This is a genomic window from Candidatus Pantoea edessiphila (genome assembly GCF_002933355.1).
GTDB lineage: Bacteria > Pseudomonadota > Gammaproteobacteria > Enterobacterales > Enterobacteriaceae > Pantoea_C > Pantoea_C edessiphila.
The window spans coordinates 94,209-118,397 of sequence record NZ_PDKU01000002.1 but is presented as its reverse complement, the minus strand read 5'-3'; the positions used below and the strand labels follow the sequence as shown (position 1 = coordinate 118,397).

Annotated in this window: 17 protein-coding genes and 1 pseudogene; 3 read left to right on the top strand and 15 right to left on the bottom strand. The window is 28.3% G+C overall.

Annotated features, from left to right (window positions below; all coding sequences use genetic code 11):
- Window positions 1–39: 39 nt before the first annotated feature.
- The 4 genes from hpt to aceE form a co-directional block, all read right to left on the bottom strand.
- Entirely contained in the window at window positions 40–579 is a 540-nt protein-coding gene (gene hpt, locus CRV10_RS02180; RefSeq protein WP_136130185.1) for a hypoxanthine phosphoribosyltransferase, read from the bottom strand.
- A 300-nt stretch (window positions 580–879) separates the two neighbouring features.
- Entirely contained in the window at window positions 880–2,304 is a 1,425-nt protein-coding gene (lpdA, locus tag CRV10_RS02175; protein WP_136130184.1) for a dihydrolipoyl dehydrogenase, read from the bottom strand.
- A gap of 40 nt (window positions 2,305–2,344) precedes the next feature.
- Window positions 2,345–3,667, bottom strand: a complete 1,323-nt coding sequence (locus tag CRV10_RS03755; RefSeq protein WP_136130183.1) for a 2-oxo acid dehydrogenase subunit E2 — start codon at window positions 3,665–3,667, stop codon at window positions 2,345–2,347.
- A 14-nt stretch (window positions 3,668–3,681) separates the two neighbouring features.
- Window positions 3,682–6,345, bottom strand: coding sequence for a pyruvate dehydrogenase (acetyl-transferring), homodimeric type (gene aceE / locus CRV10_RS02165; RefSeq protein ID WP_136130182.1), 2,664 nt, complete (start codon window positions 6,343–6,345; stop codon window positions 3,682–3,684).
- 494 nt (window positions 6,346–6,839) lie between these two features.
- Between aceE and nadC the strand changes: the two genes are divergently transcribed.
- The 3 genes from nadC to zapD all read left to right on the top strand — a co-directional run bounded on the left by nadC (window position 6,840) and on the right by zapD (window position 9,291).
- Window positions 6,840–7,736 carry a carboxylating nicotinate-nucleotide diphosphorylase gene (gene nadC / locus CRV10_RS02160; RefSeq protein WP_136130181.1) on the top strand — a complete coding sequence of 299 codons (897 nt, stop codon included), beginning with the start codon at window positions 6,840–6,842 and terminating at the stop codon, window positions 7,734–7,736.
- 189 nt (window positions 7,737–7,925) lie between these two features.
- The gene (gene coaE / locus CRV10_RS02155; RefSeq protein WP_136130180.1) at window positions 7,926–8,555 is read left to right on the top strand and encodes a dephospho-CoA kinase; all 630 of its coding nucleotides are present in this window, start codon (window positions 7,926–7,928) and stop codon (window positions 8,553–8,555) included.
- Window positions 8,548–9,291 (top strand): cell division protein ZapD, encoded by a 744-nt coding sequence (zapD, locus tag CRV10_RS02150; protein ID WP_136130179.1) that lies wholly within the window; start codon window positions 8,548–8,550, stop codon window positions 9,289–9,291. The genes coaE and zapD overlap by 8 nt, the downstream gene beginning before the upstream one ends.
- Before the next feature lie 143 nt (window positions 9,292–9,434).
- On the opposite strand, the gene CRV10_RS03740 is transcribed toward zapD, so the two are convergent.
- The 11 genes and pseudogenes from CRV10_RS03740 to rsmH form a co-directional block, all read right to left on the bottom strand.
- Window positions 9,435–9,572 (bottom strand): SEC-C metal-binding domain-containing protein, encoded by a 138-nt coding sequence (locus CRV10_RS03740; protein ID WP_422386884.1) that lies wholly within the window; start codon window positions 9,570–9,572, stop codon window positions 9,435–9,437.
- Window positions 9,566–12,071, bottom strand: a pseudogene (secA, locus tag CRV10_RS02145) (preprotein translocase subunit SecA); the annotation flags it as partial. The gene CRV10_RS03740 and the pseudogene secA, both read right to left, overlap by 7 nt.
- A 533-nt stretch (window positions 12,072–12,604) precedes the next feature.
- Window positions 12,605–13,753: a cell division protein FtsZ gene (ftsZ, locus tag CRV10_RS02140; protein ID WP_136130177.1), complete on the bottom strand. Its 1,149-nt coding sequence runs from the start codon at window positions 13,751–13,753 to the stop codon at window positions 12,605–12,607.
- A gap of 299 nt (window positions 13,754–14,052) precedes the next feature.
- Window positions 14,053–14,979 carry a D-alanine--D-alanine ligase gene (locus tag CRV10_RS02135; RefSeq protein WP_136130176.1) on the bottom strand — a complete coding sequence of 309 codons (927 nt, stop codon included), beginning with the start codon at window positions 14,977–14,979 and terminating at the stop codon, window positions 14,053–14,055.
- A complete protein-coding gene (gene murC / locus CRV10_RS02130) occupies window positions 14,966–16,462 on the bottom strand; it encodes a UDP-N-acetylmuramate--L-alanine ligase (RefSeq protein ID WP_136130175.1) in 1,497 nt (498 codons plus the stop codon). Before murC ends, CRV10_RS02135 begins: the two co-directional genes overlap by 14 nt.
- A 36-nt stretch (window positions 16,463–16,498) precedes the next feature.
- Complete coding sequence (gene murG, locus CRV10_RS02125) at window positions 16,499–17,557, bottom strand: undecaprenyldiphospho-muramoylpentapeptide beta-N-acetylglucosaminyltransferase (protein ID WP_136130174.1); 1,059 nt, start codon at window positions 17,555–17,557, stop codon at window positions 16,499–16,501.
- 248 nt (window positions 17,558–17,805) lie between these two features.
- Window positions 17,806–19,146, bottom strand: coding sequence for a UDP-N-acetylmuramoyl-L-alanine--D-glutamate ligase (murD, locus tag CRV10_RS02120; protein ID WP_136130173.1), 1,341 nt, complete (start codon window positions 19,144–19,146; stop codon window positions 17,806–17,808).
- Window positions 19,147–19,148: 2 nt separating this feature from the next.
- Window positions 19,149–20,225: a phospho-N-acetylmuramoyl-pentapeptide-transferase gene (mraY, locus tag CRV10_RS02115; protein ID WP_136130172.1), complete on the bottom strand. Its 1,077-nt coding sequence runs from the start codon at window positions 20,223–20,225 to the stop codon at window positions 19,149–19,151.
- Between the two features lie 8 nt (window positions 20,226–20,233).
- Window positions 20,234–21,577, bottom strand: a complete 1,344-nt coding sequence (gene murF, locus CRV10_RS02110; protein ID WP_136130171.1) for a UDP-N-acetylmuramoyl-tripeptide--D-alanyl-D-alanine ligase — start codon at window positions 21,575–21,577, stop codon at window positions 20,234–20,236.
- Window positions 21,537–23,063: a UDP-N-acetylmuramoyl-L-alanyl-D-glutamate--2,6-diaminopimelate ligase gene (murE, locus tag CRV10_RS02105; protein ID WP_422386883.1), complete on the bottom strand. Its 1,527-nt coding sequence runs from the start codon at window positions 23,061–23,063 to the stop codon at window positions 21,537–21,539. The genes murF and murE overlap by 41 nt, the downstream gene beginning before the upstream one ends.
- Before the next feature lie 116 nt (window positions 23,064–23,179).
- Complete coding sequence (gene rsmH, locus CRV10_RS02100; protein WP_136130169.1) at window positions 23,180–24,136, bottom strand: 16S rRNA (cytosine(1402)-N(4))-methyltransferase RsmH; 957 nt, start codon at window positions 24,134–24,136, stop codon at window positions 23,180–23,182.
- Window positions 24,137–24,189 lie beyond the last annotated feature (53 nt).

Sequence of the window (24,189 nt, the reverse complement as noted above, 5' to 3'; positions counted from 1 at the left end):
ATTAAAAAATATTTTTTGTTTTTGCTAATATACAAAAAATTATTTTTGTTTAAGCTGTATTACCTTGCCAATATAAGGTAAGTTACGATATTGCTGCTTATAATCAATACCAAATCCAACAACAAATTCATCTGGTATAATGAATCCAACATATTCAACATGAATTTTTATTTTACGTTGTTTTGATTTATCTAGTAAAGTACATAAAATCAATGATTTTGGTTGACGTGATTTCAAAATATTACACACGCTTTTTAATGTGTTTCCAGAATCTATAATATCTTCAACAAGTAATACATCTTTATCACGAATGTCTTCATCCAGATCTTTTAAAATTTTTACATCATTTTGTCTTGTCATATTGCCGTAATAACTAGACACAGTAATAAAATCAACTTTATGAGGTACTTTTATAGCTCGGCATAAATCTGCCATAAACATAAATGAACCGCGAAGTAATCCAACTATTATTATATTATTACTTTTACCATTATAATAATTATTAATATCATTACCTAGCTCAATTATACGCATAGCAATTGCTCGTTCAGGAATCATTACTTCAATAACATGTTTCATATTTTTAGCCTAACTATTATAGTCAAAACCAATTAGCTACTGTTTTTCATAGTAAACTCATGTCATATTAAATTACAACATATTTTATGTTAACGAAACGAATATAAATTTTAAATAACTTAATTAAAGATTATTAATTATTCTCTAGTCTTAAAATAAATTTTATATTTCTATTGCTTTATTAAAAATAAATAGCAGTCTTTATAAATATAATCACCCCCACTATAACACATTAAAAATATATCATTTATTAAAGACATTGATTCATTAGATCTATAATGTTACTTAATAAAATATGTTTTAAATTTTTAATTTATTTTTTGTATTGATTATATCAGTAACAGTGCCTTCGAAAATTTCAGCTGCTAATCCTATAGATTCATACAAAGTAGGATGAGCATGTATAGTTAAAGCAATATCTTCTGCATCACATCCCATTTCAATGCCTAAAGATATTTCACCTAATAGTTCCCCTGCATTAGTTCCAACTATTGCTCCACCAATAATGCGATGTGTTTTTTTATCAAAAATTAATTTAGTCATGCCATTTTCACACTGAGAAGCTAGAGCTCGACCAGACGCTGTCCAAGGAAAAACAGATGTTTCATATTCAATACCTTGCTTCTTTGCTTCTTTTTCTGTTATGCCTACCCAAGCTACTTCTGGTTCAGTATAAGAAACAGACGGAATTATTTTAGTATCAAAATAGTGTTTTAATCCTGCAATAACCTCCGCTGCAACATGACCTTCATGAGTACCTTTATGAGCTAGCATGGGTTGACCAACAATGTCGCCAACTGCATAAATATGTGGAATATTTGTACGCATTTGCTTATTAACGCAAATATAATTATTTTCTGTCTGAACTCCTGCGTTTTCAAGATCTAATATCTGTACGTTTGGCACTCTACCAATAGCAACTAATACCGTATCATAACGTTGAATGTTATTTACTAAGTTTGTTTCTTTTATATCAACATAAATTCCATCCTGTTTTGCTTCTACTGTTTTGATTTTCGTTTCTAACATTATTTTAAATTTACTACTAATACTACTAGTAAAATTTTTAATAATATCTTTATCAGCATTTGGTATTATTTGATCATACATTTCTATTATTGTAATTTCAGAACCTAATGCATGATAGATAGTAGCCATTTCTAAACCTATGATACCACCACCTATAATTAGTAATTTTTTCGGTATTTCTTTTAATTGAAGTGCATCTGTTGAATCCCATATTCTAGAATCTTCATAAGGAAAAATAGGTAATTTGATAGGAATTGAACCGCAAGCAATAATAGCATTATCAAAGTAGATTGTTGTAATTTTATTGTTATCATTGACTACTAAGGTATGAGAATCAATAAATTTACCTAAACCATGAATAACCCTGACTTTTCTAATTTTTGCCATATTAAATAAACCACTAGTAAACTTATTAATAATATTTGATTTCCAGGATCTTATCTGCTCTAGATTAATGGATATATTATCAAAGTTAATACCTTTATTTTTTAATACCTTTGTTTCTTTAATTACCTTAGCAATATGTAATAAAGCTTTCGATGGGATACAACCTACGTTTAAACATACGCCACCGAGACTATTATAACGTTCTATTAAAACTGTTTCTAAACCTAAATCGCTACAACGAAAAGCCGCAGAATAACCTGATGGTCCTCCTCCTATTACTACTACTTGTGTTTTAATATCAATATTCATTTTGACCTCTTATCTTATATTTTACTAATGTTTTATTTTCTTAAATTATTAAGAGACGAATATCTTCTAATATATTTTTTACTAAATTTATAAAACGTGCACCATCTGCACCATCAATCACTCTATGATCAAATGAAAGAGAAATAGGTAACATCAAACGTGGTAAAAATTCTTTACCATTCCATACTGGTTCTATAGAAAATGTAGAAATTCCCAAAATGGCAACTTCCGGAGCATTGATAATAGGTGTAAAAAATTTTGTACCAATGCCTCCTAAACTGGAAATCGTAAAGGTTCCATCTTGCATTATTTCTGCAGTTAATCGTCCTTGAATAGCATTTTTTACAATATCTATTAATTCTATTGATAATTGAATAATGTTTTTTTTATCAATGTTTTTAAAAACAGGAACAAGTAATCCTCTGGGAGTATCTACTGCAATACCAATATTGATATTTTTTTTAAGTATTAATTTTTGTAAATCTGAAGATAATGAACTATTAAATCTTGGCATTTGATTAAGCGCGTAATAAACTGCTTTCATAATAAATATCAGAAGGTTAATTTTTGTATTTGGATGTGTTTTTTTAATTTCTGTATTTTGTTTATTACGAAAATCTTCCAGATTAGTAATATCAACTTTATCAAAGTGTGTAACATGTGGAATCGTTACCCAATTATGACTTAAATGCTTACCAGAAATCTTTTGAATAGTACTTAATTTAATTTCTTTAACATCACTAAAATTATTAATATTACTAATATTTTTGATTAAATCATTATTTTTATATGTATCTTTAAAATTATGTGATGTGAACTTAGTTTCAACAAATTCAACTGCTTCTTTTATGTAATTATAAATACATTCTTTAAGAATACGATTTTTTCTGCCCGTACCTTTTACCTTAGCTAAATTAACACCAAATTTACGTGCTATACGACGAACTACAGGAGAAGCATGAACATAAATTTTATTATCAACTTTATCATTTTTTTTATTACATAAATGATCTATATTATTAGTTAAAATATATTCGGATTCAGATTTTACTTCAGAAGATATTATTTCTTTTTTTACTTCAGAAGATATTATTTCTTTTTTATTCTGATCAATATTAATGGGCATTCCATTTATTTTTTTTAATACCATAATTAAAGAACCAGTTTTGACTTTATCGCCAGGAATAAGATTAATATTCTGTATTATTCCTTTATGTGGAGAAGGTATTTCTATTGAAGCCTTATTTCCTTCAACTGTTATCAATGATTGCTCAGTATCTATTATGTCACCAACTTTAACTAAAACTTCAGTTACTTCAAATTCACCATCTCCAATATCGGGTATATTGATATTAACATTCATTCCTATATCACCTCTCAAGCTAAACGTGGGTTAATTTTATCAGGATCAATATTAAATTGATTAATGGTTTTTGCTACTACATCTTTATCAATTTTATCACATTTAGCTAGTTCAGCTAATGCTGCAACCACAATATAAGAAGTATCAATTTCAAAGTGATGACGTAAATTTTCACGACTATCAGAACGTCCGAAACCATCTGTACCTAAAACTCTATAATTACTTGTAGGAATATAGTTACGAACTTGTTCAGCAAATAGTTTTATGTAGTCTGTTGATGCAACAGTTGGTATATTTTTGATTACTTGAGCAATATATGGAATTCGAGCTTTCTCATTTGGATGTAGCATATTCCACCTTTCACAATCTTGACCATCACGAGCTAATTCAGTAAATGATGTGACACTATATACATCTGAACTAATATTATAATTTTTTAATAAAATTTTAGCAGCTTCACGTACATGTCTTAATATTGAACCTGAACCTAATAGTTGAACTTCAATATTTTTTCTTCCTATGCTTTCTAGTTTATAAATACCTTTACATATCCCTTCTTCAACTCCCTGAGGCATTTCTGGCATATGATAATTTTCATTTAAAGTCGTAATATAATAATAAATATTTTCTTGAGATTTTCCATACATACGTACTAAACCGGCATGCATAATAACAGCTAGTTCGTAAGCGTATGCAGGATCATAAGATACACAATTTGGTATTGTTAAGGAATGAATGTGACTATGACCATCTTCGTGTTGTAGACCTTCACCATTGAGAGTAGTTCTGCCAGAGGTGGCTCCAACTAAAAAACCTCTAGCTTGTTGATCTCCTGCTAACCACATTAAATCACCAATACGCTGAAATCCAAATATTGAATAATAGATATAAAATGGAATCATTGGTAAATTATTAGTACTGTATGAAGTTGCAGCAGCTAACCAAGATGAACCTGCACCTAATTCATTAATTCCTTCTTGTAAAATTTGCCCTTTTTTATCTTCTTTATAGTATGCAACTTGTGCATGATCTTGAGGTATGTATTTCTGACCATTTGGATTATAAATACCAATTTGACGAAATAAACCTTCCATACCAAAAGTGCGTGCTTCATCAGCAAGAATAGGAACTATTCTACTTTTAATTGAATTATTTCTTAACATTATATTTAAAACACGTACAAAAGCTATTGTAGTTGAAATATCTTTGTTTTGTTTTTGCAATAAAGATTTAAATTCTTCTAGATCTGGAATATCTAAAGTTTCTGTAAATTGAGACTTACGTGTTGGTAAATAACCACCTAATTGTTTTCTTTGTTGATGTAAATAATTATATTCACTTGAATTTGGTTCAAAAGTTATATATGGAAGTTGCTCAATTTTTTCATTTTCTATTTCAATATTAAATCGATCTCTAATATAACGAAGATTATCCAAGTTCAGTTTTTTGACTTGATGAGCAATATTTTTACCTTCAGCAATATCTCCCATACCATAACCTTTTATGGTATGAGCTAAAATTAGTACTGGTTTATTTTTTATATTTTTTGCTCTCTTTAGTGCAGCATAAATTTTTTTAGGATCATGACCTCCTCGATTTAATGCCCATATTTCATCATCAGACATATCTTTAACAAGATTAGCTGTTTCTAGATATTTACCAAAAAAATATTTACGTACATAAGCACCATTACGTGACTTAAAAGTTTGATAATCACCATCAACAGTTTCATTCATCAATTGTTTTAATTTACCGGTAGTATCTTTATTTAATAATTTATCCCAACGACCACCCCAAATTACTTTAATCACTTCCCATCCTGCTCCGATAAAAATTCCTTCAAGCTCATTAATTATCTTTCCATTACCGATAACTGGTCCATCTAATCGTTGTAAATTACAATTGATTATAAAAATTAAATTATCTAGTTGTTCACGAGTTGCAATAGTAATAGCACCCTTTGCTTCCGGTTCATCCATTTCTCCATCGCCAAGAAAAGCATAAACAGTTTGTGCTGATGTATCTTTTAAACCACGGTGATGAAGATATTTTAAGAACTTAGCTTGATAAATTGCTGATAGAGGACCAAGACCCATGGAAACAGTTGGAAATTGCCAAAAATCTGGCATTAATTTAGGATGAGGATAAGAGGATAAACCATTACCATATACTTCTTGACGAAAATTATTCATTTGTTCTTCAGTTAAACGACCTTCTAAAAACGCCCTAGAATAAATACCTGGAGATATATGTCCTTGGAAATATACTAAATCACCACCATCTTTGTTGTTAGGTGCACGAAAAAAGTGATTGAAACAAACTTCGTAGATAGTAGCAGAAGATTGAAAAGATGCAAGATGGCCACCGAGCTCTAGATTTTTGTTTGAAGCTCTTAATACAGATATAATAGCATTCCAACGAATTGCAGATCGAATACGACGTTCAAGGAAAACATCACCTGGATAATCAGGTTCATCTTCAACAGGAATGGAATTTATATAATCACTAATAAACGCACTCGAATTAACTTGTACTCCGCTTTTACGAGCTGTTATCAAAACTTGATTAATTAAGTATTGTGCCCGTTCAATACCTTCTTCACGGATAACCGATTCAATCGCCTGTAACCATTCACGAGTTTCAATCGGATCCACGTCATTATACAGATCATCTGACATGGTATTTCCTTATGTATTTATTATAATTAAAAAGTAAATAAATTTATATTTAAGCATTTAATTGATAACTGATAGAGTATCTTTACCAAAATGATTTTATCAGTTATTAATTTAAAGTAACACTGTTTTTAGATAATTAATTGATAATGTTGTTACATTATATTATTTATTCGATTAACCCAATAATTTTTATTCGTGAATTTAATGAAACTATTTTTTTGTGATAATTATTTTGAAAAAACATATAAAATATTAACGTGTAATATTTTATATGTTTTTTCAAAATCCAATTAATTGTTTTATATAATTAAATATGTTTTCATATTACTGAAAGAATGTTTCTTTAAATATTTTTATATAAATTATTATTAACAATAACATTACATGTTATAACAGTAACTATTGGATAATTGAAGATTACATTATCATGAATAATTTCAACACTATATATGATTATATCATATATATTATTTTATAGGAATGATAGAACCGATATGTATAATCATATATGCGAATCAGATAATCATTATATTGAATTAACGAAATTAGTGAAAAAAGATATTCCAAAGACTGTTATGAGAGCTCTAGAAGAAGATTTAGGAGGAGAAATTAATATTAATAATGATATTACTGTTAATATATTACCAAAAAATAGTAAAGCATATGCTCAAATTATTACTAACGAGGAAGGTATTTTTTGTGGTACTGATTGGGTTAAAGAAATATTTAAACAATTACATCAATCAGTCAATTTAACTTGGCATGTTGAAGAAAGACAAAAAATAAAACCTAAACAATTACTAATTGAAATTGAAGGATCATCACGTGCAATTATTACATCTGAACGTACTATATTAAATTTTATACAAACTTTATCTGGTGTTGCTACTAAAGTTAGTCATTATGTTTCATTGATAAATAATACTAATACGAAATTATTAGATACACGTAAAACTTTACCAGGATTACGTACTGCTTTAAAGCATGCTGTGATATGTGGAGGAGGCAATAGTCATCGTGTTGGATTATCAGATGCTTTTTTAATTAAAGAAAATCATATTATTGCTATTGGATCTATACAAAAAGCTATCGAAAGCGCCCGCTCTATGTTACCTGATAATACTATTGAAGTAGAAGTGGAATCGATAGCTGAATTAATCCAAGCTATAAATGCTGGAGCAGATATTATAATGCTAGATAATTTTGACTTTGAAAAAACAAAACAAGCTATAAAAATTAATAATAAACGCGTACCTCTAGAGCTATCTGGTAATATAAATGATTGTTTAATAAGTAAGCTTGCACAAATTGGGATAGATTATATCTCAATTGGCGATTTCACTAAAAATATATGTTCACTAGATATGTCAATGAGACTAAAGATAAAATAATATTTTTTGAAAGGAATAAGTCTACTAGTATTAGATGTTATAATTAATATTAATTATTAGTGAAATTATCTAATAAATAAATTAAACTATCAATAGTTAATAATTAATAAATGATGGATTGGTTGTATTTTTATTCATATAATTTTTTAACTAGAGTACTATATTGATTTTATTTAAAAGAGCTTTTCAGTGAAAAATCTTCCGTATATAGTAGCTTGTACAGGTGGAATTGGTAGTGGTAAAAGTACCATTTCTAATATTTTTTCTAAATTCAATATTAATATTGTTGATTCTGATGCAATTGCTCGTGAAGTAGTTAAACCCAAATCACATGCATTTAAAAAAATTATTAGACGTTACGGTAATTCAATTATAAGTGAACAAGGTATGCTATTGCGTTCTAATTTACGTCAAATAATTTTTCAAGATAATAAAGAGAGATTTTGGTTAAATAATATTTTACATCCACTTATTAATATAAAAACTAAAAAATTACAAGAATCATCAAAATCTCCATATATTCTATGGGTTATTCCTCTGTTAATAGAAAATAAATTACAATATCAGGCTGATCGTATATTAGTAGTTAATGTCAATGAGGCAATACAATTAAAAAGAGTACATATTCGTGATAATGTTCCAATTTCACAGGTAGAAAAAATAATTGCGATACAAGCTACAGCAAGTCAACGTCTATTCTTTGCTGATGATATTATAAATAATATGGGCACAATAGAAAATACCTTTTTACAAGTTGCTAAACTACATCAATTCTATCTTAATTTAGCAAAAATAAAACAGGATAAGTATCATGAGTAACGCTGTACTATTCGAGCACCCGCTAAGTGAAAAAATGAGAACATGGCTAAGAATAGAGTTTCTCATGAATCAAATTGATGAAACAATTCCTATTAATAAGACTGTTAATGCATTAATTTTCTTTAGGTTTATTGATGAATTATTAGATATTTTTGAACGTGGAGATATAAGAACTCAATTATTAAAAGAATTAGAACGTCAAAAGCAAAAATTGATCACATGGGCTAACATTCCAGGTGTAGACGTTGGAATAGTTGATACTATACATCGAAAATTAAAAATTCATGCAGATCAATTAATGAAATCACCAAGAATAGGTCAAATCTTAAGAGAAGATCATTTAATTGGAATTATACGTCAAAGATTAAATATTCCCGGTGGATGTTGTAGTTTTGATTTACCAGGTTTACATATTTGGTTAAATTCTTTACAAGAAACACGTGATAATCAAGTTAACAATTGGATTGAAACTTTATCACCAGTACATAAAACTTTATCCACAATTTTAAATTTAATTAGACAAGCAGGCACTTTCCGTACTCAAACTAGCTTAAATGGTTTTTATCAAGATAATGCTGTAGGTGCTGATTTATTACGTTTACAACTGGCAATGGAAAATTTTATATACCCAAAAATTTCTGGACATAGAAGTCGTTATTCGATTCGTTTTGTAGCTTTAGACAAAGAACACAGTATTATACCAATCAAATTTAATTTCCAAATTGCATGTTGTTAAATAAGTACACTACAAGCCATAATAATATTAAAAAATAATTAGCTCATTTTTTTATGATTTTTAAAGTTGAGCAAAAAATACTGTATTTTTTTATTCTTGATGATTTTCATTTATTAAAAATAATTTAATAATATTTTTATATTTTAAAGTAAAGCACCGTGACAACGTTTATATTTTTTACCGGAATTACATGGACACGGATCATTACGTCTAATTTTATTATTAAAAATATTAATATTTTTTTGTATACATTTATCTTTTTTATCATTTTCTAATTGCAACTTACTTAAAGCACTAATAACTTCATATTTTATATTTTCTAACATGTAAGTGAACATTAAAAAGGATTCACGTTTGTATTCTTGTTTTGGATCTTTTTGTGCATATCCCCTCAGATGAATACCTTGACGCAAATAGTCCATAGCTGCTAAATGATCTTTCCACATTGAATCTAAAGTATGTAACATTATTTTTTTTTCTGTAATACGCATCATATTAGATCCAATACTATTTTCTATTCGTATATAATTTTCAATTGTAATATTATTAATATAATTTAATAAAATACATAAAATATCTTCTTCTACACTTAATTCTTTATGTTTATTGAACCATTCTGTAAGATTGATATTTAAATTAAAATCCACCCTCAACTGATTTTCTAACACTGAAAGATCCCAATCATTTTCAGATTGCATAATAATATAATCTTCGATAATTTTTTTATAAACATCTTTACGAATATCATTGATAGTTTCACTAATATCATATACATCTAAAATATTATTACGCTGATGATAAAACGCAATCCTTTGTTCATTTGTTACATCATCATATTCAAGTAACTGTTTGCGAATATCAAAATTACGATTTTCGACTTTACGTTGAGCATTAGCAATAGCTTTAGTAACCCATGGATGTTCAATTGCTTCTCCTTCTTGAATTCCTAATTTACGCATTACATTTGCAATCCTATCAGAGGCAAAAATTCGCATTAATGAATCATCCATTGATAAGTAAAAACGGGAAGATCCAATATCTCCTTGACGGCCAGATCTACCACGTAATTGATTGTCTATACGACGAGATTCGTGACGCTCAGTGCCTATAATATGTAATCCCCCAGAAGATATCACAGCATTATGAATTATCTGCCAAGATGATTTAATTTCTTTAATTTTATCTTCAGACAATTCTTTTATTTTAGATATTTCTGTACGCCAATTACCACCTAATACAATATCAGTGCCACGACCAGCCATATTAGTAGCAATAGTTACCGTTCCTGGTTTACCAGCTTGTGCGATTATGTCTGCTTCATGGGCATGAAATTTAGCGTTAAGAACGCTATGTTTGATACCAGCATTTTTTAATTTATTAGATATGATTTCAGATTTTTCAATTGAAATAGTACCAACTAATACTGGTTGTTCCCGCGCTATACACTTGCGAATATCTTCTATAATAGCATTTATTTTTTCTGTTTCAGTCATATAGATAAGATCAGGCAAATCTTTTCTTATCATAGGACGATTAGTAGGAATTACTACTGTATTTAATTTATATATAGAATTGAATTCAAATGCTTCTGTTTCAGCAGTTCCAGTCATACCAGCCAATTTATCATAAAGACGAAAATAATTTTGAAAAGTAATTGATGCTAATGTACGATTCTCGTTTTGTATTGTGACATTTTCTTTTGCTTCTATAGCTTGATGAAGACCATCAGACCAACGACGACCTTTCATAATACGACCAGTATGTTCATCAACAATAACTACTTCATTGTTTTTTATAATATAGTCAACATTTTTTATGAATAATTCATGAGCACGTAGAGCAACGTTAACATGATGCATCAATATTATGTTCATTGCAGAATAAAGTGATTCTGAAGCATCTATGATATTTTTATCAACTAGTAGTTTTTCTATTTTTATTAAACCACGTTCAGATATTTGGACTTGACGCATTTTTTCATCAACCCAATAATCACCTTCTCCTTGAAATGTTTCTGAATCTTCTTTATCTTGGCGAATTAAGTAGGGAACTATTTGATTTATTTTAATATACAGTTCTGAACTATTTTCAGAAGGACCTGAAATAATTAATGGTGTACGTGCTTCATCAATTAAAATAGAATCCACTTCATCTATTATTGCATAATATAGTTTTCTTTGTACACGTTCTTCTGGAAGAATTGCCATGTTATCTCGTAAATAATCAAAACCATATTCATTGTTAGTACCATAAGTAATATCAGCAGAATAAGCTAAACGCTTATCTTCTACAGACATGTTTGCTAAATTGATACCTATAGTTAATCCTAAAAATTCAAATAAAGGACGATTATTTTCTGCATCTCGTTTAGCAAGATAATCATTAACAGTAACTATATGAACTCCTTGACCCATTAAAGCATTTAAATAAGCAGGTAATGTTGAGGTAAGTGTCTTTCCTTCACCAGTACGCATTTCAGCAATACAACGACTATTTAACACTAAACCACCTATTAATTGCACATCGAAATGACGCATTCCAAATACACGTTTACTAGCTTCACGTACGGTAGCAAATGCTTCTGGAATTAAATTTTCTAATGTTTCTCCTTCTTTTAGTTTTTTACGAAAAACTTCACTATTATTTTTAAGATCGCGATCAGAAAGTTTTTCAAATTTAGTTTCTAATTTATTAATACTGTGAACTATTTTACTTAAACGACGAAGAATTCGATCATTGCTACTAAGAAAAAAATTAGTTAATAATTTTATTAAATTCATGAATTTATTCTCAATGTCAATTTTATTGATACATGTTTTTTGATGTATATAAAATTAAAACTATTAATAAAAAAAAGAAATCATGGATGAGATTAACAAAAACCATACAGTACTATAATTACAATATTTAATTTAATAAATTTATTTCAAAAAATTTTAGTATTTTATACTGCCAAGCAAGTTAAAAATAATTATGTAACTATTACGTGTAATTAATTGACTTTAAAAATTATTTAATGTAAAATCTGCAATTTATATAATCAATTAAATATTTCACACGACACTAATTTTAATAATCACGACACTAATTTTAATAATCACGACACTAATTTTAATAATTATTAAGTCATATGATTACACTAAATTAATATAGTAAGCATTAGAATATTAGTAATGTTCAATTTGAATTTTTAGTATAAAAATTTTCAAAAGCAATCTTTATGAAATTAGTAATTAATCCATCTTCTTTTTTATCATTATTTACATTTACTTCCAAAATTTCATTTACAATATATGATATTATATCAATATTATTAGTCAGATTGCTTCCTTAAAAAAGCTGGAACATCTAAGTAATTAGGATCTTTGTTAATTTTTTGTATTTGATTAAGTAATTTTGCAGATTTTTGTTCTTTTTGTACAACTGATATTCCATGTTGTTGATATCGGCAATCTAAAATTGATTTATTTAATGTTTTATTAGATACTAACTTAATTTCTTGATGTTTGTCACTACCAATACCTGTTGCCACAACAGTAACACGCAATTCATCATTCATGTCTGAATCTAATGAGGTGCCAATTACTACAGTTGCATTATCAGAAGCAAAAGAACGAATAGTATTACCAACAGTTTCAAATTCATCTAGACGTAAATCAAAACCAGCAGTAATATTAACTAATACTCCGCGGGCACCAGATAAATCTATATCTTCCAATAGTGGACTAGAAATAGCTATTTCAGCAGCATCTTCAGCACGATCTTCACCACATGATATACCAGAACCCATCATTGCATATCCCATTTCAGACATTACAGTTCGTACATCAGCAAAATCAACATTAATAAGTCCAGGACGAGTAATAAGCTCTGCTATCCCCTGTACAGCTCCTTTAAGTACATTATTAGCTGCACCAAAAGCATCTAGTAATGAAATACCACGTCCTAATACTTTTAATAATTTATCATTTGGTATTATAATTAAAGAATCGACATATTTAGATAATTCTGTTATGCCCTTTTCCGCAAAAGCCATACGTTTTTTACCTTCAAAATTAAATGGCTTAGTTACGACTGAAACAGTTAAAATACCTAGATCCTTTGCTAATTCAGCTACAACAGGTGCTGCACCTGTACCAGTACCCCCTCCCATACCTGCTGTAATAAATATCATATCTGCACCTTCTAAAGAAGCACGAAGAGATTCTCTATCCTCTTCAGCAGCATTACGTCCTACTTCTGGATTTGCACCTGCACCTAAGCCTTTTGTAATTTTATTACCGATTTGTATAGTTTTGCCTACAGCTGTTTTACGTAACGCTTGTGAATCTGTATTTACGATAAAAAATTCTACACCTTCAATACGTTCACGTACCATATGTTCTACAGCATTACCACCACCACCACCTACACCTATTACTTTAATTACTGCTTCATTGTTTAATTCATTAGTCTCTACCATTTATTTTCTCCTGAACGTATTTTATTAAGAGATTATTCATTTTGAATAGACATGAATTACAGATTTTTTTTTGCATAATTATAAATATTTTTATATTGCAACACTAACCGCATTTATTATTTTATTTGGATACATTTTATGTTTATATAATTACATTATTATATAATTACAATGAATAATTGTATTTATGTTTTATTTCCTACCTTAAGATAATGATTTTTAATTTTTTATTAAATAATAAATTATATTAATGCTGTATCAATATAAATGAAATTATATAATAGATAAAGACATTTAAATCAAACAGCTAATTCTAGTATATTAGTGACTAACTGCGAAAACGATATTCCTGCTTTTTCAGCAGCTAACGGAACTAAACTAGTATGAGTCATTCCTGGAGAAGTATTAATCTCTAACAAATAGAATTCTCCATTACTGTCTGTCATTAAATCTATACGACCACATCCTCTACATCCTAAAGAATGCCAAGCAGATAATACCAATTTTTTTAACTTTAAATTTTGATCAAAACTTAAATCATTAGAAAAACAATATTCAGTATTGTCAGAACAATATTTTGCTTCATAATTATAAAATTTATTATTAGTTTTTATTGCTACTGTGGGTAGTGTTGTATCTCCTAAAATGCCAACAGAATATTCTTGTCCACATAGGAATTGTTCAATAATAATATCCTTATCATACTGTAATGCATTTTCTAAAGCCTGTGGTAATTCACTAATTTTATTTACTTTACTAATTCCTATACTTGATCCTTCACGATTAGGCTTAACAAAAAGAGGTAAACCTAGCATAGAAATATCATTTTTAATTTTTCTGTCTAAACCTTGTCTTATCTGTTTATGTGAAAGCCAGATAAAATTACTTGATTTTAATCCGAATCCTTTCCATAACAATTTAGTTCTTATTTTATCTATAGCAATAGATGAAGCCATAATTCTACTTCCAGTATATGGTATATCTAAAAATTCTAAAATTGCTTGTATTCTTCCATCTTCACCACCACGACCATGTAAAGCAATAAAAACCTTGTTAAAACCTTGTTTTTTTATATTTAATATTGAATAATTTCTTACATCAATAGCATCAGCATTGATTTTCGCATTACGTAAGCCAGCTACAACTGCATTTCCTGACATTAGTGAAATTTTACGTTCTGATGAATTCCCTCCCATCAATACAGCTATTTTGTCATTTCTGTTCATATTGTTCTTCAAGTTTATAACTTTGTACTTTATATTTTGGTTGTAATTTATATTCTGCAAGGTCAAGTGCAACCTGACTAATATCACCAGCTCCTTGAATTAAAATTATATCATTACCAGAAATATATAATGCTAAAGTTTCTGGTATACAATTGTTTTCAGTAATTAAGATAGGATTTATTTTACTAATGCTTTGAATTAAGTTACACAAACAAGAACTACTAGCACCAGAAATTATTTTTTCTCCTGCTGGGTATACATTTAATATTAGCAATATATCAACTTTTGATAAAACAGCAACAAAATCGTTTAATAGATCTCTAGTGCGTGTATATCTGTGTGGTTGAAAAATCATGATTAATTGTCGACTTGGCCATCCAGATCGCATAGTTTGAATTATTTCATTAATTTCAGTTGGATGGTGACCGTAATCATCTATTAATATAGCATTTCCAATATTACCGTTTATAGGTTGTGTTGGAAATATACCTAGACAATCAAAACGTCTTTCAGTTCCTTCAAAATTTTTTAAAGCGTCAATAATATATTTTTCATGAATACCTTCTTTATAACATACAGCAATGGCAGCTGTCGCATTTAGAACATTATGATGTCCTGGAGTATTCAAAATTATTTTTAAACATAATTGATTTTTTATTATCAAATTAAAATGGCTTTGCAAACCGTATTGTACATAATTGTCAATCTTAAAATCAGCGTCTTCATTAAAACCATAAGTAATAATTTGACGATTTATATTAGGAATAATCTCACGTATTATCTTATTATCTATACATACAACAGCATATCCATAAAAAGGTAAATTATGTAAAAAATCAACAAAAGCTTTTTTAAGATTTTCAACTTCACCTTGATAAGTATCCATATGATCAAGATCAATATTTGTTATAATAGCAACCATCGGATTTAAATGTAAAAAAGATGCATCGCTTTCATCAGCTTCGGCTATTAAGTAGTTACTATCACCTAAGTTTGCTAAAACATTTCTTTTCTTTACTATACCTCCACTAATAAATGTCGGATTCAAGCCACTTTCAATATATATACTTGATAATATAGAAGTAGTAGTAGTTTTTCCATGAGTGCCTGAAATAGCGATGCCATAGCGGAAACGCATCAATTCAGCTAGCATTTCAGCACGGCTTATTATAGGAATATTTTGTTTCTTTGCAGAAAGAATTTCTGGATTATTAAATGGTATTGCACTAGAAATCACTACAACATTGGCATTATTTACATTCTCACTTCTATGATTAAAATAAATTTTTGCTCCCAACGTAGATAAATATCGGGTAATTACATTAGGAAATATGTCAGAACCACTAATATGATATCCTTCACAAATTAATATTTTTGCAATTCCCCCCATACCAGAACCACCAATACCTATAAAATGGATATGATTAATTTGGTGCATTTTTGATTTCATAGAATATATTTTTATTGATTTTTCTTTATCCATCTTTAATATTTGACTTTTTACTTTCAGTTAAGTTTATTATTTGGATATATATGTTATTTCTTTAGAAATTCGTTCAGTTGCATTATAAGAAGCTAATTTTCTTGCATTTTGTGCCATATGGAGTAATATAGATCTATTCCAACAAAGAATTGTCTTAACTATATCATCTGCAATCGGTTGTTCAGACTCAAATATTTTAGCAGCACCTATTTGTACAAGGTTTAAAGCATTTAGATATTGCTGGCGGTCTTTATGTTTGAATGGTATAAAAATAGCCGCTAGTCCCACTGCAGCTATTTCACTAACCGTGAGTGCTCCTGATCTAGAAATAATTACATCAGCCCATGAATAAGCAGAAAAAATATCCTCAATAAATTCTGTTACGATATGCTGTGTATGGCCTAATCGTCTATATATTTCCTGAACTTTTTGTTTCTCATTAATTCCAGTTTGATGCCATATAATGATTTTTTTTTCTAAACAAAATGCAACTCTTAATACAATATCATTAATAATTTTAGCACCTTGACTTCCACCTACCACTAAAACCCTAATGGGTCCAGTGCGTCCTATAAAACGCTTTTCTGGTATAGGTACTTTATATATATCTTTACGTAAAGGGTTACCAACTATATCTGCATTAGGAAAAGCATTTGGAAAACCTTGTAAAACTTTTGTAGCTATCTTTGCTAACCACTTATTCGTTAAACCAGCAACACTATTTTGTTCATGTATTAATAAAGGTATACCATAACTCCATGTAGCTAAACCACCAGGTCCTGATACATAACCTCCCATGCCTAATACTACATTTGGTTTGCACAATTTTATAATGTTTCTTGCTTGCATTAAAGCATTGAAGATAGAGATAGGGGCTAGTAATTTAGTTCTAATATTTTTACCACGTAATCCTTGTATTTTAACAAAATAAATTTTTATATTATGTTTTGGAACTATATTACTTTCCATATGATTGATTGTGCCTAACCAACACACATTCCAATTTAGTTGTTCTATCATATAATTAGCGATAGCTAATCCAGGAAAAATATGTCCTCCAGTACCTCCGGCCATAACCATCAATGTTTTGCTCATTGACTACCTCAGATTATAACTTTTTTCAAGCTTTTAAGAATGAAATTATGATACACTATGAAATTATTGAAATAATACTGTTTGTTCATGATTTACTCTATTATATTTGAATCGAATTATTAACTAATAATATTAATAGTTATTATAACTTAAATAAATAAATATTTAATTACCCAATGATATAAATTATAGTCGTTTTTAGTATACTGTAAACATCAAGCATTTAGTCTTTATGATAAAAGATTTTATTACTCATTGATAATTTTTTTGACTAATTTAATAAAAATATTACCGCGATGTTCAAAATTATCAAACTGATCTAGGCTAGCACATGCTGGTGATAAAAGTACAGTATCATTAGTTTTAACTAAAGATGCAATTTGCATAACAGCCTGCTGCATTGTTTTGGTATACGTTGAAATTTCAGGATTCATGGAAGCTATCTTTTTTCCATCTTTGCCAAAGCAAAAGAACCTTATATTTTTATTAATAACGTATCTTCTTAAAGAAGAAAAATCAGCATTTTTACCATCACCACCTAGTAACAACCATATCGTACCTTTAAATTTTAAACTGGAATTTAAACTAAATAGTGCAGCTTCAGTACTTTTTATATTTGTTGATTTAGAATCATTAATCCATTTAATGCCCTTATGTTCAGTTATTAACTGAAAACGATGTTTTAAGCCTTTGAACGAACATAATGTTTCTAAACTAGAATTATATGGCAATCCTATTGCACCTGCTAATGCTAAAGCTGCAAGAATGTTAATATAATTATGTTGACCAGTAATTTTTATGTTTTCAATATTAAAATTTTGATCGTAATAAATATTTTTTATATAAATTTCATCTTTATTATTAACAAGATGATAATCACCTTTGTTAATACCAAAACTAATAGAATTTTGATTATTGCTATTTTCAGGTATAATTGATGGATCATCTTTATTAATTACATAAATTAACGCATTTTGATAAATTCGCATTTTGACATTACGATATTGATTAATACCTAATGGATAACGATTTAGATGATTTTCTGATACATTTAAGATAGTAGCTACATTAGCTCGTAAACTGTTAGTAACTTCTAATTGAAAACTAGATACTTCCAAAATATATAATTGTTTTATAGGTTCATTTAACAAATCAAGGACAGGGAAACCAATATTACCTCCAACACCTACTTGATAACCAGCTGCTTTTGCCATTTCTTTTATTAGAACAGTAACTGTACTTTTACCATTTGATCCGGTAATAGCTATTATAGGCACAGTTAATTCACGGCAAAATAATTCTATATCACCTAAAATTTCTATTCCCTTATTAAGGGCTTGTTGTAATTCTTGGCATGATAAATCAATTCCTGGACTTGTAATAATTAAATCAGCTTGAAATAACCAATCAGTATTAAATTCACCTAAATGAAACTCAACATTTTTAGGTAATTGTTTTAGTTGAGGAGGACATAAACGAGTATCAATTACTCGGGGTATGACACCCTTTTTCAAAAAAAATTTAACGCAAGATAGTCCGGTTAAACCTAAACCAATAATAACAACTTTTTTACCTTTGTATTCAATCATAATTAACGTATCTTTAATATTATTAAACCTAATAAAACTAATATTAATGAGATAATCCAAAAAGTTACAATAACACGATACTCAGACCATCCTTTTAATTCATAATGATGATGAATAGGTGCCATAAGGAAAATTCTAAAACCTAATAATTTGAATGAACATACTTGTAATATAACTGAACAAGCTTCAATTACAAATATTCCTCCCATTATGAATAATAATAATTCCTCATGTACTAATACAGCAATAGTACCTAATGCTCCCCCAAGTGCTAACGAACCAATATCACCCATAAAAATTCTTGCTGGATAAATATTAAAATATAAAAAACCAATACCAGAACCAATAATTGCAGTACAAAAAATTATTATTTCATCTGCATTTTTGATATAAGGTATATAAAAATGTTGAGCAAGTGCTATATTAGCAGTTAACCAGCATACTATACTAAAACCAGAAGTTACAAATATTATAGGTACTATTGCTAAACCATCTAAACCATCAGTTAAGTTGACTGCATTGCCTGTACCAACTATAACAAAATAAGCTAACACGATATATATTATTCCTAATTGCGGCATAAAATTTTTAAAGAAGGGAATTAGTAATTGTGTTGAAGAAGCATTATTATTTGTTAGATATAATAATACTACAATAATTATTGCGATAATAGACATCCATAAATATTTCCATTTTGCCGCTAACCCTGTAGAATTTTTATATATAACCTTGTAGTAATCATCTATAAAACCAACGATACCATATCCAATAAATACTATTAATAAATACCATATATAAATATTAGATAAACAGGACCAAATTAATGTTGAAATAAACACTGAGATGATAATTATAATACCACCCATTGTTGGGGTACCATACTTATTCAAATGAGATTCAGGACCATCATTACGCACTACTTGATTTATTTGTAGCTTTTTTAACCAATTAATCAAATACGGTCCTATATATAAAGAAATTAACAAAGATGTCAATAAACTACTAGTAGCACGAAATATTAAATGTAAGAATATATTGGAATAAACATTAGTAAAATAATTTGCTAATAGAACGAGCATAATTTTCCCTATAATAATTCTTTTATTACTTCTTCCATATTAGCATTCCTTGAACCTTTAATTAAAATAGTAATATTTTCATATTTAAATAATAATAATTTTAGATATTTAACCACTAATTTTTTACTTGTGAAATGTTTACCTATTTTACTATTTTGACTTATTAAATAACTTAAAGTGCCTATGCTTATGACAAGATCTATTGCCATATTTTTAGCATAAACACCTAATTTACGATGTAACCTCTCACTTTCTAAACCTAATTCCGCAATATCACTAACTACCATAACACGATATCCTGGCATAGATGATAATAATTCTATTGCAACCTTCATAGACCCTATATTAGAATTGTAACTATCATCTAATAATATTTTATTTTTAGATAAATAAATGGGAAATAATCTACCTGGGATAGGATTAAAAGTTGCAAGACCGCTAATTATTGCATCTAAAGGAATACCTATGGATAGTGATAGTGCAGATGCAGCTAATGCATTATATATATTATGTGTCCCTGTTATAGGAATGTTTGGTTTAACTAAACCATCAGGAGTATGCATACAAAAACTAGTGTAGTTTTTATTTATTTTAATATTATAAGCAAAAAAATCACTTGTATTCTTTTTTAAAGAAAAAGTCCATGTTTTCTTATTATTTAAATATTTTTTCCAGTGTAGCATACCATGGCTATCATCATTAATGATTGCAGTTCCTTTTTCATGCAAATGATAAAATATTTCCCCTTTTGCTTTTGCAATATTAGCCATAGATCCAAAGCCTTCGAGATGTGCTTCTGCAATATTATTTACTAATACGCTTTCAGGGCATGTTATTTTAGTTATATAATCAATTTCACCTGGATGATTTGCTCCTAATTCAATTACTGCATATTTATGTTCTGTTGAAAGTTGTAATAAAGTTAAAGATACTCCAAATTTATTGTTTAAATTATCTTTATTACAAAGAGTTTTACCACACTGACGAAAAATAGAAGCAGTCATTTCTTTAACAGATGTTTTACCTGCAGATCCAGTTAAAGCAACAACACGTGTTTTTACTTGATTACGTACCCAAGATGATAATGTTCCAAGTGCTAAACTAGTATCTTTAACAATTACTTGCGGTATTGAGATTGGTAAATATCTGTTTACCAACAGAGCTTTTGCACCTTGGTTAATTGCATGATCAACAAAATTATGCGCATCAAATTGTTTGCCGATAATAGCTATAAATAAGGTACCTAATTGTATTTTGCTTGTATCTATAGATATATTATCTAGTAATGTATCTTTTCCATACAATTTACCTTTAGTTATTTTTGCTAATGTACTTAAGAAAATTGGAATCATATTTTTCTTCTAATAAATGTTTAATGATAGTTTGATCTGAATATTGAAAGTAATTATCACCTATAATTTGATATGTTTCATGACCTTTACCTGCAATTAAAATTAAATCATTAGGTTCAGCTGTAATAAAACACTGAACAATTGCTTTTATACGTTCATTTATTACATAAATATCAGATAGATCTTTCATACCACTTAAAATATCATTAATGATTTTATCTGGATCTTCAGTACGTGGATTATCTTGAGTAATGATGCTGATATCAGCAAATTGTTTAGAAATTGATCCCATAATTGGCCTTTTACTTTTATCTCTTCCACCACCACAACCGAATAAACACCAAAGTTTACCCGTACAATGTTTACGAGCCGCTATTAAGGCTAATTTAAGCGCTTCAGGAGTATGTGCGTAGTCAAGAATTAATTTGGGTTTACCTTTTTGAAAAAACAATTCCATACGACCATGAATTGGTTGTAATTTAGAAGCCACTCTTAATAACGAATCTAATGGATATTTAAGAGTTAATAAGGTTGCCAATGCAAGCATTAAATTACTAATATTAAAATCTCCAATCAATATAGTATTAATTGTACCTTGTCCCCAACTTGAATTAAAAAAAATTGTTGATATATCTTTATGTAAATGTATTTTAACAACTTTTAACCAATATTTACCTATGTTAATCTTGATATTCTGGTTTATACTAACTGCAACTGCATTAGGAATGTTTTCTAGCCATTTTTTACCAATTTTATCATCTATATTAATTATAACTTGTTTGATTTTATGTTGCGTAAAAAAAGACCATTTAGCTGTTTTATAACTTTCCATACTATTGTGATAATCAAGATGATCGTGACTTAAATTAGTGAATATGCCAGCAGAAAAGTTTATATCAGATACACGATGCTGTAATAAAGCATGCGAAGATATTTCCATTGATGTTAGATTGACTTTTTCCTTATCTAACAAGTATAGTATTTTTTGAACATTAATTGCAGATTCTGTAGTGTTGCTTGTAGTTTTTAGGTGCCCAAGTAATCCATAACCCATAGTCCCCATTACTGCACTTTTTTCACCTATCAGGTTTACCCATTGTGCTATTAATTGAGTAACAGTAGTTTTTCCATTTGTTCCCGTTACTCCAATGATTTTTTGTTTTTTTCCTGGATTTCGATAAAATATTTTAGCTAAAGTTGATAATTTTTTATTTAAATCTGATAAGTAAATAACAGGTATCCCATTTACTACATATTGTTTTCCATGATGAGTCTTACCGTTTGCTTCTGCTAAGATAGCAACAGCACCATTACTTATTGCTTCTAAAATAAAATTTCTGCCATCATTGAAACATCCTAAAACAGCAATAAATAAATCTCCTTTTACTATTTTACGACTATCTAATTTTATTGTATTAAAAAAACAGAGAGGTGCGTTAGGAACCCAATTTTTAAGTAAATAATGAAGATTGTTAAGTGTTTTCACTAATTTTCTCATGTATTAATAGCAATTTTTATATTAATGTATATATATATTATCTAAAGCTAAGTACAGAATTTATAATAAATAAATCTTTTATATTCATACAGAAGATTTATTTATTATAAATGAATTTTTTCAGCTATACGTAATATAGAACTTCTTGACCTTGGGTTATTTTTTATTTCTAAATTACTTGGAATCAACTTACCTAATAATTTAAGTTTACAATTACTCATATCGATTAATTGCGCTTCTGTAATTGGTAATCCATGTGGAATTTGTAAAAGGCTGCTGTTTTCACGCATAAAATATTTAACCATTCTATCTTCTAATGAATGAAAACTAATAATAGATAAACGTCCTTTGGGAGCAAGTATCTTAATAGAACATTTTAATATATTTTTTAGTTCTTCTAATTCTCTATTAACCCATATACGTATTGCTTGAAAACTACGTGTAGCAGGATGTTTAAATTTATCTTTCACTGGAATAGCTAATTCAATTACTTCAACTAATTCTTTTGTTCTTGTAATTGGTAATTTACGATTACGTTTTATAATTGCACTAGCTATACGCTTAGCGAATCTTTCTTCTCCATATAATTTTAATACATAAGCAATCTCTTTTTCATCTGCATTCAGTAACCAATCTGATGCTGTATATTGACAATTAGGATCCATTCGCATGTCTAATGGTCCATCATTCATAAAAGAAAATCCACGTTCATTATTATCTAATTGAAGAGAAGAAACACCAAGATCTAACAGTATTCCATCAATCTTTCCGATTAAATTTAAACTAGAAACATATGTTTCTAGTTTAGAAAAAGTTCCTTCAATAATTGTAAAACGTTGATCTTTTATATCCATAGCTTCTATGATAGCATGCGGATCACGATCTATTGCAATTAGTCCTCCTTGCAACCCAATTTTTGAAAGAATTAAACGCGAATGTCCTCCCATACCAAAAGTTCCATCTATATAAATACCATTTTCTTTAATATTTAAGCTATCAACTGCTTCATGTAATAAAACAGTATTATGTTTGTAATACTTTTTGCTAAATGTTTTTATCATTTTTTATTTACTTGTTAATAAAATAATTGATTAATGAATATTAATATAAATTT